Annotated in this window: 13 protein-coding genes; 12 read left to right on the top strand and 1 reads right to left on the bottom strand. The window is 61.2% G+C overall.

Annotated elements, in window-relative coordinates:
- Nucleotides 1-129 precede the first annotated feature (129 nt).
- The 8 genes from M0814_RS27130 (at nucleotide 130) to trpE (ending at nucleotide 9,204) form a co-directional block, all read left to right on the top strand.
- Nucleotides 130-1,254: an ABC transporter ATP-binding protein gene (locus tag M0814_RS27130; protein ID WP_103485890.1), complete on the top strand. Its 1,125-nt coding sequence runs from the start codon at nucleotides 130-132 to the stop codon at nucleotides 1,252-1,254.
- Between the two features lie 49 nt (nucleotides 1,255-1,303).
- Nucleotides 1,304-2,347, top strand: a complete 1,044-nt coding sequence (locus M0814_RS27125; RefSeq protein WP_103485889.1) for an ABC transporter substrate-binding protein — start codon at nucleotides 1,304-1,306, stop codon at nucleotides 2,345-2,347.
- 224 nt (nucleotides 2,348-2,571) lie between these two features.
- Nucleotides 2,572-3,819, top strand: a complete 1,248-nt coding sequence (locus M0814_RS27120) for an ABC transporter permease (protein WP_003228813.1) — start codon at nucleotides 2,572-2,574, stop codon at nucleotides 3,817-3,819.
- 12 nt (nucleotides 3,820-3,831) lie between these two features.
- Complete coding sequence (locus M0814_RS27115; RefSeq protein ID WP_003228811.1) at nucleotides 3,832-4,656, top strand: ABC transporter permease; 825 nt, start codon at nucleotides 3,832-3,834, stop codon at nucleotides 4,654-4,656.
- 277 nt (nucleotides 4,657-4,933) lie between these two features.
- Nucleotides 4,934-6,082, top strand: coding sequence for an iron-containing alcohol dehydrogenase (locus M0814_RS27110; RefSeq protein ID WP_103484972.1), 1,149 nt, complete (start codon nucleotides 4,934-4,936; stop codon nucleotides 6,080-6,082).
- Nucleotides 6,083-6,162: 80 nt separating this feature from the next.
- Nucleotides 6,163-6,837, top strand: coding sequence for a ribulose-phosphate 3-epimerase (gene rpe / locus M0814_RS27105; RefSeq protein WP_003228808.1), 675 nt, complete (start codon nucleotides 6,163-6,165; stop codon nucleotides 6,835-6,837).
- A complete protein-coding gene (locus M0814_RS27100) occupies nucleotides 6,834-7,652 on the top strand; it encodes a phosphoglycolate phosphatase (RefSeq protein ID WP_103484973.1) in 819 nt (272 codons plus the stop codon). The genes rpe and M0814_RS27100 overlap by 4 nt, the downstream gene beginning before the upstream one ends.
- A 70-nt stretch (nucleotides 7,653-7,722) precedes the next feature.
- Nucleotides 7,723-9,204, top strand: a complete 1,482-nt coding sequence (gene trpE, locus M0814_RS27095) for an anthranilate synthase component I (protein ID WP_103484974.1) — start codon at nucleotides 7,723-7,725, stop codon at nucleotides 9,202-9,204.
- Nucleotides 9,205-9,377: 173 nt separating this feature from the next.
- Here trpE and estP read toward each other — a convergent pair whose 3' ends face one another.
- Nucleotides 9,378-11,288, bottom strand: coding sequence for an esterase EstP (gene estP / locus M0814_RS27090; RefSeq protein WP_103484975.1), 1,911 nt, complete (start codon nucleotides 11,286-11,288; stop codon nucleotides 9,378-9,380).
- Nucleotides 11,289-11,694: 406 nt separating this feature from the next.
- On the opposite strand from estP, the gene M0814_RS27085 reads away from it, so the two are divergent.
- From M0814_RS27085 to M0814_RS27070, 4 genes are all read left to right on the top strand, one after another.
- Complete coding sequence (locus tag M0814_RS27085) at nucleotides 11,695-12,288, top strand: aminodeoxychorismate/anthranilate synthase component II (protein ID WP_003228801.1); 594 nt, start codon at nucleotides 11,695-11,697, stop codon at nucleotides 12,286-12,288.
- 8 nt (nucleotides 12,289-12,296) lie between these two features.
- Nucleotides 12,297-13,346 carry an anthranilate phosphoribosyltransferase gene (gene trpD, locus M0814_RS27080; RefSeq protein WP_003228800.1) on the top strand — a complete coding sequence of 350 codons (1,050 nt, stop codon included), beginning with the start codon at nucleotides 12,297-12,299 and terminating at the stop codon, nucleotides 13,344-13,346.
- Nucleotides 13,343-14,179: an indole-3-glycerol phosphate synthase TrpC gene (gene trpC, locus M0814_RS27075; RefSeq protein WP_103484976.1), complete on the top strand. Its 837-nt coding sequence runs from the start codon at nucleotides 13,343-13,345 to the stop codon at nucleotides 14,177-14,179. The genes trpD and trpC overlap by 4 nt, the downstream gene beginning before the upstream one ends.
- Nucleotides 14,180-14,313: 134 nt before the next feature.
- A complete protein-coding gene (locus M0814_RS27070; RefSeq protein ID WP_103484977.1) occupies nucleotides 14,314-15,012 on the top strand; it encodes a lipoate--protein ligase family protein in 699 nt (232 codons plus the stop codon).
- Nucleotides 15,013-15,016 lie beyond the last annotated feature (4 nt).

The following is a 15,016-nucleotide window of genomic DNA, read 5'->3' as shown; positions in this document are numbered from 1 at the left end:
CTTGTAGGGCAATCCCTACCCCCAACCTTCCATCCGGCTGAGGCGATTCTCTCCTGCGCCCCGATTTGCGTGACTGGCGCCAGCCACTAGGCTTGATCCACAGCAGTTACCAATAACAAAGGTGTGGGTATGAGCCAGGTCGATTCAAACGCAGGGACCAGTGACGTGCTGGTCAGCTTTCGTGGAGTGCAGAAGAGCTACGACGGCGAGAACCTGATCGTCAAAGACCTCAACCTGGACATTCGCAAGGGCGAGTTCCTGACCCTGCTCGGGCCGTCCGGCTCGGGCAAGACCACCAGCCTGATGATGCTCGCCGGGTTCGAAACCCCGACCGCCGGCGAAATCCTCCTGGCCGGCCGTGCGATCAACAACGTGCCGCCGCACAAGCGCGACATCGGCATGGTATTCCAGAACTACGCGCTGTTCCCGCACATGACCGTGGCCGAGAACCTGGCCTTCCCGCTGACCGTCCGTGGCTTGAACAAGAGTGACGTCAGCGACAAGGTCAAGAAAGTCCTGAGCATGGTCCAGCTCGACGCGTTCGCGTCGCGCTATCCGGCGCAACTCTCCGGCGGTCAGCAGCAGCGTGTGGCGCTGGCTCGGGCACTGGTGTTCGAACCGCAACTGGTGCTGATGGACGAACCGCTGGGCGCACTCGACAAGCAACTGCGCGAACACATGCAGATGGAGATCAAGCACCTGCACCAGCGCCTCGGCGTGACCGTGGTCTACGTGACCCACGACCAGGGCGAAGCCCTGACCATGTCCGACCGCGTCGCCGTGTTTCATCAAGGCGAAATCCAGCAGATCGCCCCGCCGCGCACCCTCTACGAAGAGCCGAAAAACACCTTCGTCGCCAACTTCATCGGCGAGAACAACCGCCTCAACGGCCGTCTGCTCAGTCAGAGCGGCGAGCGCTGCGTGGTCGAGCTGGGCCGTGGCGAGAAGGTCGAGGCGCTGGCGGTCAACGTCGGCCAGACCGGCGAACCCGTGACCCTGTCGATTCGCCCGGAGCGCGTGAGCCTCAACGGTTCGAGCGACCAATGCGTCAACCGCTTCTCAGGGAGGGTGGCGGAATTCATCTATCTGGGCGACCACGTCCGGGTGCGCCTGGAAGTCTGCGGCAAGACCGACTTCTTCGTGAAACAGCCGATTGCCGAGCTCGATCCAGCGCTCGCGGTCGGCGACGTGGTACCGCTTGGCTGGCAGGTCGAGCACGTTCGTGCGCTTGATCCGCTGTTAGAGGCGAACTGATCGCCCCCCGCAATACCAACACCAACCCTGCACGTGGAGAGAACAATAAATGTTGAGATCCCTGAAGTTGACAGCCCTGACCCTGGGCCTGATGGGTGCGGCACACGCGATGGCCGCCGGCCCTGATCTGACTGTGGTGTCGTTTGGCGGGGCGAACAAGGCCGCCCAGGAAAAAGCGTTCTACGCACCGTGGCAGGCGGCGGGCAACGGCAAGATCGTCGCCGGCGAGTACAACGGCGAAATGGCCAAGGTCAAAGCCATGGTCGATACCAAGAGTGTGTCTTGGGATCTGGTGGAAGTTGAATCCCCGGAGCTGGCCCGTGGCTGTGATGAAGACATGTTCGAACAACTCGACCCGGCGCTGTTCGGCAAGACCGAAGACTATGTAAAAGGCGCGATCCAGCCGTGCGGCGTGGGCTTCTTCGTCTGGTCGACCGTGCTGGCATACAACGCCGACAAGCTCAAAGCGCCACCCGCCAGTTGGGCAGATTTCTGGGACACCAAGAAATTCCCGGGTAAGCGCGGCCTGCGTAAAGGCGCCAAGTACACTCTGGAATTCGCGTTGATGGCTGACGGTGTTGCACCAAAAGACGTTTACAAAGTATTGGCCGGCAAGGACGGTCAGGATCGCGCCTTCAAGAAACTCGACGAACTCAAGCCTTACATCCAGTGGTGGGAGGCGGGCGCCCAACCGCCGCAATACCTCGCTTCCGGTGACGTGGTCATGAGCTCGGCCTACAACGGTCGCATCGCGGCCGTGCAGAAAGAATCCAACCTCAAGGTCGTCTGGAACGGCGGCATCTACGACTTCGACGCGTGGGCCATCCCGAAAGGTCTGGACAAGACCCGCGCCGATGCTGCGAAGAAGTTCATTGCCTACTCGGTTCAGCCGCAGCAACAGAAGACCTACTCGGAAAACATCGCCTACGGCCCGGCCAACACGCAAGCGGTACCGCTGCTGAGCAAGGACGTACTGAAAGACATGCCGACCACCCCGGAAAACATCGCCAACCAGGTGCAGATCGACGTCAGCTTCTGGGCTGACAACGGCGAGCAACTGGAGCAGCGCTTCAATTCCTGGGCTGCGAAGTAACCATCGCTCCCACTATGAGGGCTACTGTGGCGAGGGAGCTTGCTCCCGCTTGAGTGCGCAGCACTCACAAAATTGGCACTGCCAACACAATTTTGGGGCCGCTTCGCAGCCCAGCGCGAGCAAGCTCGCTCGCCACAGGGAATCGCCATCCTCAGGCATGGTGTTTCAACACAACAGAGGTGGTTCGCCACCTCTGTAACGATCAAAGATTTGCGGAGTACGTCATGGCCATCGCCGTTCCCTTGAACGAGGGCACCAGCCCCACCTTGAAGCAGAAGCTCAAGCGCGCCGAGCGGGTCAACCGCTGGAAGGCTCAGGCGTTGATTGCGCCGCTGGTGCTGTTTCTGTTGCTGGTGTTCCTGGTGCCGATTGTGGCGCTGCTCTATAAAAGCGTCGGCAACCCGGAAGTGGTCGGTGGCATGCCGCGCACCGTGGCCGCCATCGCCAGTTGGGACGGTCGCGGCCTGCCCGCCGAACCGGTTTATAAAGCCGCCGGCGAAGACCTCGCCGAAGCCCGCAAAAACCAGACCTTGGGCGATCTGTCCAAGCGCTTGAACATGGAGTTGGCCGGCTATCGCAGCCTGCTGACCAAAACCGCCCGCGCGCTGCCTTTCGCCAGCGAGCCGGCCTCTTATAAAGAAGCCCTCGAAGCGCTCGACGAGCGTTGGGGCGATCCGGCCTACTGGCAAGCGGTACGCCGCAACACCAGCAACATCACGCCTTACTACCTGCTGGCGGCAGTCGATCACCGCATCGACGACCTTGGTGAAGTGGCGCCGGCCACCCCGGATCAGGCGATCTACCTCGACATTTTTGCCCGGACTTTCTGGATGGGGCTGGTCATCACCGTGATCTGCCTGTTCCTCGCCTATCCACTGGCCTACCTGCTGGCAAACCTGCCCTCGCGGCAGAGCAACCTGCTGATGATTCTGGTGCTGCTGCCGTTCTGGACTTCGATTCTGGTGCGGGTCGCGGCGTGGATCGTGTTGCTGCAATCGGGCGGGCTGATCAACAGCGCGCTGATGGCCATGGGCATCATCGATAAGCCGCTGGAGCTGGTGTTCAACCGCACCGGGGTCTACATCTCGATGGTGCACATTCTGCTGCCGTTCATGATTCTGCCGATTTACAGCGTGATGAAAGGCATCTCGCCGACCTACATGCGCGCCGCGATCTCGCTGGGCTGCCATCCGTTCGCCAGTTTCTGGCGGGTGTACTTCCCGCAAACCTACGCCGGTGTCGGCGCCGGTTGCCTGTTGGTGTTCATCCTCGCCATCGGCTACTACATCACCCCGGCGCTGCTCGGCAGCCCGAACGATCAAATGGTCAGTTACTTCGTCGCGTTCTACACCAACACCAGCATCAACTGGGGCATGGCCACTGCGCTGGGCGGCCTGTTGCTGCTGGCGACCGTGGTGCTGTATCTGATCTACAGCTGGCTGGTGGGCGCCAGTCGCCTGCGCCTGAGCTAAGGGGAATTTGAAATGCTGAGTCCTTACATGTCGCCCATCGAACGGGTGTGGTTCTACAGCTTGCGGATTCTCTGCGGCCTGATCCTGCTGTTCCTGATTCTGCCGGTGCTGGTGATCGTGCCGCTGTCGTTCAACTCCGGCAGTTTTCTGGTGTACCCACTGCAGGGCTTCTCCCTGCACTGGTATCAGGACTTCTTCGCCTCGGCGGAATGGATGCGTTCGCTGAAGAACAGCATCATCGTCGCCCCCGCGGCAACGGTGCTGGCGATGGTCTTCGGCACGCTGGCCGCCATTGGCCTGACCCGTGGCGATTTCCCCGGCAAGGCGCTGGTGATGGCGCTGGTGATTTCGCCGATGGTGGTGCCGGTGGTGATCATTGGTGTGGCAAGTTATCTGTTCTTCGCGCCGCTCGGCCTGGGCAACAGCTTCTTCTCGCTGATCGTGGTGCACGCGGTGCTGGGTGTGCCGTTCGTGATCATCACCGTGTCGGCGACGTTGCAGGGTTTCAATCAGAATCTGGTGCGGGCGGCGGCCAGCCTCGGCGCATCGCCGCTGACCACGTTCCGCCGGGTGACCCTGCCGCTGATTGCGCCGGGAGTGATTTCCGGGGCGTTGTTTGCTTTCGCCACATCGTTCGATGAAGTGGTGGTGACGCTGTTCCTCGCCGGCCCCGAGCAGGCGACGCTGCCACGGCAGATGTTCAGCGGGATTCGCGAGAACCTCAGTCCGACGATTGCTGCTGCGGCAACTTTGTTGATCGCCTTCTCCGTCATCCTGCTGTTAACCCTCGAATGGCTGCGCGGTCGCAGCGAAAAACTGCGTACCGCGCAGGTCTGATGCCCAGATCAAAAGCCACCCCCTCACCCCAGCCCTCTCCCCCAAGGGGGCGAGGGGGAAAGGGAGCAGATCTTCATGCTGTTCAGAATCTGAGTTCGACTCGGTATTGCACGTCGATGGACTTCGAGAGTGCAGCTCGGTCAGTCCCCTCTCCCTCCGGGAGAGGGTTAGGGTGAGGGGCTTTTGCTCTTGATTATTCACCAACTGAATACCAGACAACCCCAAACCCTCAACTACGCTTGTGCTCAGCTCCCACATCTATAAGAGGCTGCGCACAATGAGTCTGTCCCAGTTCAAAATCGCTCACAAACTGATCACCGGCGCCGGGGCCATCGAGCAACTGGCGGCGGAACTCACGCGGCTGGATATCGACAACCCGCTGATCGTCTCCGACGCCGCGCTGGTCAAGTCCGGCACCGTGGAGCTGGCGCTGTGCCAATTGGGCGGGCGCGAGTACGAGATTTTCGATCGGGTGCTGCCGGACCCGGAAATCGCCATCGTCGAAGATTGCATGCGCGTCTATCGCGAGGGCGGGCATGACGGCTTGATCGGCCTGGGCGGCGGCAGTGCCATCGACATCGCCAAGAGCGTTGCCGCGTACGCCGGCTATCACGGCGCGCTGGAAGACCTGTTCGGCGTCGATCAGGTGCCGCGCAAAGGTCCGCCGCTGATCGCCATCCCGACCACCGCCGGCACCGGCTCGGAAGTGACCAACGTCGCCATCCTCTCCGACAAGGTTGCGCAACTGAAAAAAGGCATCGTCAGCGACTACCTGTTGCCGGACGTGGCGCTGGTCAGTCCACAAATGACCCTGACCTGCCCGCGCAGCGTCACCGCCGCCAGTGGCGTCGATGCGCTGGTGCATGCCATCGAATCCTATCTGTCGGTCAACGCTTCGCCGATCACCGACTCGCTGGCGCTCGGCGCAATCAAGTTGATCGCCAGGGCGCTGCCCAAGGCCTACGCCAATGGCGGCAATCTGCAAGCCCGGGAAGACATGGCCACCGCCAGCCTGATGGCCGGCATGGCGTTCGGCAATGCCGGGGTCGGCGCGGTGCATGCGTTGGCCTATCCGTTGGGCGGGCGTTTCAACATCGCGCATGGCGTCAGTAACGCCTTGTTGCTGCCGTATGTCATGACCTGGAACAAGATGGCCTGCGTCGAGCGCATGCAGGATATCGCCGAAGCCATGGGGGTGAAGACCGCTCATCTGAGCGCCACTGAGGCGGCGGACAAAGCCGTGCAGGCCATGACCGAGTTGTGTGCGGCGGTGGAAATTCCTGCCGGGCTGCGCAGTTTCGGTGTGCCGCAAGAGGCGATCCCGGCCATGGCTGTGGAGGCCGCGGGAATCGAGCGTTTGATGCGCAACAACCCGCGCAAGCTCAGCGCTGCGGATATCGAGAAGATCTACCGAGCGGCGTACTGATCATCGCGGTCACGGTGCGCGCACGGAAACTTGAGGTATACAATGCGCGCCATCGTGATTTAGCTCAGAAAAGGTGCGTCATGCAGCCCTTCGTAATTGCTCCGTCGATTCTCTCCGCCGACTTCGCCCGCCTCGGCGAAGAAGTGGACAATGTTCTGGCCGCCGGTGCCGACTTCGTCCACTTCGATGTCATGGACAACCACTACGTGCCGAACCTGACCATCGGTCCGATGGTTTGCGCGGCATTGCGCAAGTACGGCATCACCGCGCCGATCGACGCGCACCTGATGGTCAGCCCGGTGGATCGCATCGTTGGCGACTTCATCGAGGCTGGCGCCACTTACATCACCTTCCACCCGGAAGCCACGCTGCATGTTGATCGTTCGTTGCAACTGATCCGTGAAGGCGGCTGCAAATCCGGTCTGGTGTTCAACCCGGCGACCCCGCTGGACGTGCTCAAGTACGTGATCGACAAGGTCGACATGGTCTTGCTGATGAGCGTCAACCCGGGCTTCGGCGGGCAGAAGTTCATTCCTGGCACCCTCGACAAACTGCGCGAAGCGCGGGCGATCATTGATGCCTCGGGCCGCGACATCCGTCTGGAAATCGACGGCGGCGTCAACGTCAACAATATCCGTGAAATCGCCGCGGCCGGTGCTGACACCTTCGTCGCCGGTTCGGCGATCTTCAATGCGCCGAACTATCAGGAAGTCATCGACAAGATGCGTTCCGAACTGGCGCTGGCGCGCCCATGAGCGGTTTTGAGCAGCTGTTCCCGGGGCAACTGCCACGGTTGGTGATGTTCGATCTGGATGGCACGTTGATCGACTCGGTTCCCGACCTGGCGGCCGCGGTGGACACCATGCTGCTCTCCCTCGGCCGCAAGCCTGCCGGCATCGAGGCGGTGCGCGAGTGGGTCGGCAACGGCGCACCGGTGCTGGTGCGCCGGGCGCTGGCCGGTGGCATCGATCATTCGGCGGTGGACGACGTCGAGGCCGAGCACGCGCTGGAAGTGTTCATGGAAGCCTACGGCGCGAGTCATGAGCTGACCGTGGTCTATCCCGGCGTGCGCGACACCCTCAAGTGGTTGCACAAGCAGGGCGTGGCCATGGCGCTGATCACCAACAAGCCGGAGCGTTTCGTCGCACCGCTGCTGGATCAGATGAAGATCGGCCGCTACTTCAAATGGATCATCGGCGGCGACACCCTGCCGCAGAAGAAGCCTGATCCGGCCGCGCTGTTCTTCGTGATGAAAATGGCCAACATCCCGGCCTCGCAATCGCTGTTCGTCGGCGACTCGCGCAGTGACGTGCAGGCGGCGAAAGCGGCGGGGGTTAAGTGTGTGGCGCTGAGCTACGGCTATAACCACGGTCGACCGATTGCCGAGGAATCCCCGGCACTGGTGATCGACGATCTGCGCAAGCTAATTCCCGGTTGCCTCGGTACTGCCGCTGAGATAACGTTGCCCGACGCTTCTCAATCTCCTTCTGGAAACGCCATCGTGGTGGTCACCCGCAAACTCTGGATGAAAGTCATCAAGGCCCTGGCCCGCTGGCGTTGGCGCGCCTGACTGGTTCCTGGCCGGCTTGCCGGCGCGTTTGCATACCTGACTGTTAGCACCTCACACCACGAGGCACCTCATGATCCGCGAAGAATTCCTGCGCTTGGCCGCTGACGGCTACAACCGCATTCCGTTGGCCTGCGAAACCCTGGCCGACTTCGACACGCCGCTGTCGATCTACCTGAAACTGGCAGACCAACCCAACTCCTATCTGCTCGAATCGGTGCAGGGTGGCGAGAAATGGGGCCGTTATTCGATCATCGGCCTGCCGTGCCGCACCGTGCTGCGGGTGCACGACCATCACGTGAGCATCACCGTCGATGGCGTCGAGACCGAAAGCCATGACGTCGAAGACCCGCTGGCCTTCGTCGAAACCTTCAAGGCCCGCTACAACGTGCCGACTATCGCCGGTCTGCCGCGTTTCAACGGTGGTCTGGTCGGCTACTTCGGTTACGACTGCGTGCGCTATGTCGAGAAACGTCTGGGCAAATGCCCGAACCCGGATCCACTGGGCGTGCCGGACATTCTGCTGATGGTCTCTGATGCGGTGGTGGTGTTCGACAACCTCGCCGGCAAGATGCACGCGATTGTCCTCGCTGACCCGGCGCAAGCCGATGCTTACGAGCAGGGGCAGGCGCAATTGCAGGAACTGCTGGAGAAACTGCGCCAGCCGATCACCCCGCGCCGTGGCCTGGATTTCAGCAAGCAACAAGCGGCTGATCCGGTGTTCCGCTCCAGTTTCACCCAGAGCGACTACGAAAAAGCCGTCGACACCATCAAGGAATACATCCTCGCGGGCGACTGCATGCAGGTCGTGCCGTCGCAGCGCATGTCGATCGACTTCAAGGCCGCGCCGATCGATCTGTATCGCGCTCTGCGTTGCTTCAACCCGACGCCGTACATGTACTTCTTCAACTTCGGCGACTTTCACGTCGTCGGCAGTTCGCCGGAAGTGCTGGTGCGGGTCGAAGACAACCTGATCACCGTGCGCCCGATTGCCGGCACTCGTCCACGCGGAGCTACCGAACAGGCGGATCTGGCGCTGGAAGAGGATCTGCTGTCGGACGACAAAGAGATCGCCGAGCACCTGATGCTGATCGACCTCGGTCGTAACGACACTGGCCGGGTTTCGGAAATCGGTTCGGTGAAGCTCACCGAGAAAATGGTCATCGAGCGTTATTCCAACGTGATGCACATCGTCTCCAACGTCACCGGCCAGTTGAAGGCCGGGCTGACCGCGATGGACGCGCTGCGGGCGATTCTGCCGGCGGGCACTTTGTCCGGCGCGCCGAAGATCCGTGCGATGGAAATCATCGACGAACTGGAGCCGGTCAAGCGTGGCGTGTATGGCGGTGCGGTCGGTTACTTTGCCTGGAACGGCAACATGGACACCGCGATTGCGATTCGTACCGCGGTGATCAAGAACGGCGAGCTGCACGTGCAGGCCGGTGGCGGCATCGTTGCCGACTCGGTGCCGGCACTGGAATGGGAAGAAACCCTGAACAAGCGCCGCGCAATGTTCCGTGCCGTGGCCCTGGCCGAGCAGACCCCGGAAAGCTGAGTTCACACAGTCCCCCTGTGGGAGCGAGCTTGCTCGCGAATACGGCCTGACATTCAAAATGGATGTCGGCTGATACACCGCTTTCGCGAGCAAGCCCGCTCCCACATTGTGTTGTGATCAGCCATAAAAAAACGCGGCGCCTTTGAGGGCGCCGCGTTTTTTATGCCAGCAGATCAGAAATCGAGGCTGACCCCGACGTTCACCCCCTGCTGGGTAAAGTCATCATCCTTGCGCACGTTGTAGCTGGCGCGCAACGCCAAATCCTGCGTGAGCTTGTGGCTCACGCCCAGGTTCAGGCGATTGAGGTTGGTCTGCGGCTCGTAGCCTTCGAGGGTAAAGCGATTACCTGGCAGGCTGTTGAGGTTGATGGTCAGATCCTGGCGGTCGTCGTTGTACTCACGTTCGTGAGCGAATTCGCCGAACACTTCGGTCTGCGCCGTGATCTGGTACTTGCCTTGAATACCCAGGCCCAGACGTCGCGAGTTGCGTGACTGGTCATCGAAGGTCAGCGCTGTGGCGTCCGCGCCTTTTTCCGAATAACCATCGACTTCAGTCTTGCCGAAGTCGGCGCTGACAAACGGCGACAGGTGCCACGGACTGCTGGCCTGCTGCGCAATGTCGTAGCCGATGCGGCCGCTGATCGCCAGTACATAGCCGTCGGTGTCGCCTTTCTCCCCGCGCTCGTTGACCCCGAGCTGGAATTTACGCTTGAGGCTGTCGTAGTCGAGTTTCCCGGCGGTCATCGCCAGGTCGCCCCACCAGCGATCTTGCTGGTACTGGGCGAACGCGGTGCCCATGTAGGAGTTGAGTTTGTATTCGGAGTCAGCGTCGCCGGCTTCGAGTTTCTGGTGGTAGAGACCCGCGGCCAGACCGACCCGCCAGGCTTCGTTGACGCGATAGCTGCCGCCGATGTTCAGGTTATAGCCATTGCCATCGGCACTGGCTGCGCTGTGCTGGCCGTCGAAATCCTGATGTTGGCCGCCACCGGCGACAATCGCCCGCCATTGACCGATGCCCTGCCAGTTTTCCCAGTCGGCCAGCCATTGATTGCGCAATTCATCCTGGTGCGCGCGCAAGGCGCCTTGAGCCATTTCCGGCAGCAGGGTCAGTTCCCACGGGGCGGCCAGCAGGGAGTAGGCGTAGTCGGCGATCAGGCGTTGGCCGGCTTCGGTCGGGTGCACCGAGTCGTTGTAGATCAACTTGGTCGGATCCGGCGTGGCGCTGTTGATGCCGTATCGGGCGTTCTCGGTGCAGCTGTTGCCACTGAAGCAGGTGGCGGTCAGGTTCTGGTCGGTGGCGAGACCGAACTGCGCCGGGTTGGCGAACACTTCCTTGAGCAGCACAGGAATGTTGAGCGGGATGATTTCAGCGTTGATGCCCTGCAACTGGCTGACCAGTTCGGTGTTGAACTGCGCGCTGAGCTGGGAGGTGAAACCCTGCAGCGGCGAGCCGTTGATCGCCGGGGTCAGGCCGATGTCCGGCAGTAGCCAGACCATGATGTATTTGGCTCCGGCGCCTTGCAGTGTGCGTACGCTGTCGGCCAGGCGATCGGCTGCCGAGCTGGCCTGATCGAGGCTGAGCACGCGACCTTGCAGGAAGTCGTTGCCGCCACCGGACAGGTAATACAGCGCGTTCGGATCGGCACGGAAGCCGTTCGACGGCAGGTAACCGGCGCGGGTGCGTTCACCGGTGGCCGACTCCGTGGTGATCGAGTCGAGGATCTGGTCAGTGCGATAGCCGCCGACCGCCCAGTTGTTGCCATCGGGCAGACCTTCGCTGGCGCGTACCGCCGAGGATGAAGAGGCGGTCTGGTTCGGATTGAAACCCAGCTTGCCGCCAATGATCTGGGTGGCATTAAGATCTCGGTTTTCCCCGGTTCCATCCTTGTACAGCGGGCCGGTGCGGTTGGTGTAGCGCTGGGTGGCGCCGGCAGGGCCGCCCGGGTCGCTGAAGGTCCCGGCATCGTTCAGACTGTCGCCGAACACGATGAAGTTGGAATAGGGCGCGGGTGCTGCGTAAGCCTGGGCGCAAGCCATGGCGAGCAGGCATCCGGCAAGCGGTACAAACAACGTCTGTTTGATCATGAGCAAGTCCGTTTATTTATTGTTGTAGTGAACAAAACGACAGTACCAAAAACTTCCGGCCTTTTGCCATCGGTCGCGAACACCCCTGTTGTTTTGCCCCCCGTCAGCCCCGCCATATTGCACGCTCTGCCCAGCTAAGTTACTGTGCCGGAACGTATGAACGAGACCTTCCCCGTGTTGATCGTCAGCAAACTTCTGGATCAAGTCATCAAGGCACACGCCCGTTGGCGTTGGCGCGCCTGAATCTTTTCTGCCGGCCCGGCCGGATCTGTATCGCTTTGCCTTCCTTGCCCGTTTGAAATACCGCTGTGCCGACGCCACCTGTGCGTCCGACATCGTGCAGCGCCCTGCGGGCAAGTCATTCGAAGGCTGTCTCCAAGTCAGAATTCAAGAGGTTCGAAACGCCATGTTGCTGATGATCGACAACTACGACTCCTTTACTTACAACGTTGTGCAATACCTCGGCGAGCTGGGGGCCGAGGTCAAGGTCGTGCGCAACGACGAACTGACCATCGCTGAAATCGAAGCGCTCAACCCGGAGCGCATCGTGGTCTCGCCAGGCCCATGCACGCCGACTGAAGCCGGCATTTCCATCGAAGCCATCAAACATTTCGCCGGCAAACTGCCGATCCTTGGCGTCTGCCTGGGCCATCAGTCCATCGGTCAGGCCTTCGGCGGCGATGTGGTGCGTGCCCGTCAGGTAATGCACGGTAAGACTAGCCCGGTATTCCACGAGGACAAGGGCGTTTTTGCCGGTCTGAATCATCCGCTGACGGTTACCCGCTACCACTCGCTGATCGTCAAACACGATACTTTGCCCGAGTGCCTGGAGCTGACCGCGTGGACGCAGCACGACGACGGCTCGGTCGATGAAATCATGGGCCTGCGTCACAAGACCCTGAACATTGAGGGCGTACAGTTCCACCCTGAGTCGATCCTGACTGAACAGGGCCATGAACTGTTTGCCAACTTCCTCAAACAAACCGGCGGCACGCGCTAAGGACTCCCATGAACATCAAGACAGCCCTGAGCCGTATCGTCGAACACCTCGACCTCAGCACCGAAGAAATGCGCGACGTGATGCGCGAAATCATGACCGGTCAATGCACCGAGGCGCAGATTGGCGCGTTCATGATGGCGATGCGCATGAAGAGCGAGAGCATCGACGAAATCGTCGGCGCGGTTTCCGTGATGCGTGAGCTGGCCGATCAGGTCGAACTCAAGACCCTCGACGGCGTGGTCGATGTGGTCGGCACCGGCGGTGACGGTGCGAACATTTTCAACGTATCGACGGCGTCCGCGTTCGTCGTCGCGGCGGCGGGTTGCACCGTGGCCAAGCACGGCAACCGTGCAGTGTCGGGCAAAAGCGGCAGCGCCGACCTGTTGGAAGCAGCCGGCATCTACCTGAACCTGACGCCGGTACAGGTCGCCCGTTGCATCGACAACGTCGGCATCGGTTTCATGTTTGCCCAGACTCACCACAAAGCCATGAAGTACGCTGCCGGCCCGCGTCGCGATCTCGGCTTGCGTACGTTGTTCAACATGCTCGGCCCGCTTACGAATCCGGCCGGTGTGAAACATCAGGTGGTGGGCGTGTTTACCCCTGCGCTGTGCCGGCCATTGGCCGAAGTCTTGCAGCGCCTGGGCAGCAAGCACGTACTGGTGGTGCATTCGAAGGACGGTCTGGACGAGTTCAGTCTTGCTGCGCCGACCTTCGTCGCTGAACTGAAGAACAACGAAATCACCGAATATTGGGTCGAGCCGGAAGATCTGGGCATGAAGAGCCAGAGCCTGCACGGTCTGTCGGTCGAAGGCCCGGAAGCTTCGCTGGCGCTGATCCGCGATGCGTTGGGCAAGCGCAAGACCGAAAACGGCCAGAAGGCTGCCGAAATGATTGTGCTCAATGCCGGTGCGGCGCTGTACGCGGCTGACCTGGCGACCAGTCTCAAAGAAGGCGTGGCACTTGCGCACGATGCTCTGCACACCGGTCTTGCTCGGGAAAAACTCGAGGAGTTGGGTGCCTTTACCGCGGTATTCAAAGTGGAGAATGAGGGATGAGTGTACCGACGGTTCTGGAAAACATTCTGGCGCGCAAAGTCCAGGAAGTCGCCGAGCGCAGCGCTCGCGTCAGCCTGAGCGAGCTGGAAAGTCTGGCCAAGGCGGCCGATGCACCCCGTGGTTTTGCCCAGGCCCTGCTGGCGCAGGCCAAGACGAAGCAACCGGCGGTGATCGCCGAAATCAAAAAGGCTTCGCCGAGCAAAGGCGTGATCCGCGAAAACTTCGTGCCTGCCGATATCGCCAAGAGCTACGAGAAGGGCGGGGCGACCTGTCTTTCCGTGCTGACCGATATCGACTACTTCCAGGGCGCTGATCTCTACCTGCAACAGGCCCGCGCCGCGTGCAAATTGCCGGTGATCCGCAAGGACTTCATGATCGATCCGTACCAGATCGTCGAAGCCCGTGCGCTGGGCGCCGACTGCGTGCTGCTGATCGTCTCCGCACTGGACGACGTGAAAATGGCCGAGCTGGCCTCGGTTGCCAAAGGCGTCGGTCTCGATGTGCTGGTTGAAGTGCACGATGGCGATGAGCTGGAACGCGCATTGAAAACCCTCGACACGCCACTGGTCGGGGTCAACAACCGTAACCTGCACACCTTCGACGTCAGCCTGGAAACCACCCTCGACCTGCTGCCGCGCATCCCGCGCGATCGTCTGGTGATCACCGAGAGCGGCATTCTCAACCGTGCCGATGTCGAGCTGATGGAAATCAGCGACGTCTACGCATTCCTGGTCGGCGAAGCGTTCATGCGCGCGGAAAGCCCGGGTGTTGAATTGCAGCGCCTGTTCTTCCCGGAGCGTGGTGTGCCGGTCAGTGGTTCGACCCTCGACTGATCTGCTTCAGACCGAGTCGCCCCTTTCGCGAGCAGGCTCGCTCCCACAGGAAATGTATTCTTGATGTGGGAGCGAGCCTGCTCGCGAAGGGGTCATAAGATTCACTACAGACTGCTCGTCTAACGGATTTCTTTATGACTCCAGTTTGCCTCCCCATCGAAGCCGGCCTGCAAGCCGAACAAGACTTGTTGGCCTCGATCTGTGCCGGCGATGCCGAATTCGGCCTGCTGTTCTGGCAACCCAGTGATCGCGCCTTGGTCATGCCGCGTCGCCTCAATCGTCTGCCCGGTTTCGAGCATGCCTGCGAAGTCTCCGCTGCTGCCGGTTGGCCGGTATTGCTGCGGGAAACCGGTGGTGAACCGGTCCCGCAATCCGCTTCAACCATCAACATCGCGTTGGTCTACGCCCCGCCCCGCAGCGAGGGTGATCTGAACCGCATCGAAACCGGCTACCGGCGTCTGTGCGATCCGATCTGCGAGTTGCTGGATGAGTTGGGCGGCACGTCGTCGTTGGGCGAAATCGCCGGCGCGTTCTGCGACGGTCGTTTCAATGTCAATCTCGACGGCCGCAAGATGGTCGGCACCGCTCAGCGCTGGCGCCAGAGTCAGGGCGGTCAGCGTCCGGTGGGGCTGGTGCATGGGGCGATGCTGATGGATAACGAGCGCGATTCGATGGTCGCGGCGGTCAATCGCTTCAACGAGGCTTGCGGTCTGGAGCAGCGGGTACGGGCCGAAAGCCACATCGCCCTGCATGAGAAGTTCGTCGCGCCAACGGCTTTGGCGCGTCTTGATGAACTGTTTCGACTGATGCTGGCGCAGGTCTACAGCGCCTGAGTAG

It is taken from the genome of Pseudomonas sp. MWU12-2020 (assembly GCF_023100605.1).
GTDB classification, from domain to species: domain Bacteria; phylum Pseudomonadota; class Gammaproteobacteria; order Pseudomonadales; family Pseudomonadaceae; genus Aquipseudomonas; species Aquipseudomonas fluorescens_H.
The sequence above is the reverse complement of the archived record's forward strand: the minus strand, read 5'-3'. Positions and strand labels throughout refer to the sequence as shown.

Coding starts and splice junctions, on each gene's coding strand:
- M0814_RS27130 (WP_103485890.1), top strand. CDS start 130: ATGAGCCAGGTCGATTCAAACGCAGGGACCAGTGACGTGCTGGTCAGC.
- M0814_RS27125 (WP_103485889.1), top strand. CDS start 1,304: ATGTTGAGATCCCTGAAGTTGACAGCCCTGACCCTGGGCCTGATGGGT.
- M0814_RS27120 (WP_003228813.1), top strand. CDS start 2,572: ATGGCCATCGCCGTTCCCTTGAACGAGGGCACCAGCCCCACCTTGAAG.
- M0814_RS27115 (WP_003228811.1), top strand. CDS start 3,832: ATGCTGAGTCCTTACATGTCGCCCATCGAACGGGTGTGGTTCTACAGC.
- M0814_RS27110 (WP_103484972.1), top strand. CDS start 4,934: ATGAGTCTGTCCCAGTTCAAAATCGCTCACAAACTGATCACCGGCGCC.
- rpe (WP_003228808.1), top strand. CDS start 6,163: ATGCAGCCCTTCGTAATTGCTCCGTCGATTCTCTCCGCCGACTTCGCC.
- M0814_RS27100 (WP_103484973.1), top strand. CDS start 6,834: ATGAGCGGTTTTGAGCAGCTGTTCCCGGGGCAACTGCCACGGTTGGTG.
- trpE (WP_103484974.1), top strand. CDS start 7,723: ATGATCCGCGAAGAATTCCTGCGCTTGGCCGCTGACGGCTACAACCGC.
- estP (WP_103484975.1), bottom strand. CDS start 11,288: ATGATCAAACAGACGTTGTTTGTACCGCTTGCCGGATGCCTGCTCGCC.
- M0814_RS27085 (WP_003228801.1), top strand. CDS start 11,695: ATGTTGCTGATGATCGACAACTACGACTCCTTTACTTACAACGTTGTG.
- trpD (WP_003228800.1), top strand. CDS start 12,297: ATGAACATCAAGACAGCCCTGAGCCGTATCGTCGAACACCTCGACCTC.
- trpC (WP_103484976.1), top strand. CDS start 13,343: ATGAGTGTACCGACGGTTCTGGAAAACATTCTGGCGCGCAAAGTCCAG.
- M0814_RS27070 (WP_103484977.1), top strand. CDS start 14,314: ATGACTCCAGTTTGCCTCCCCATCGAAGCCGGCCTGCAAGCCGAACAA.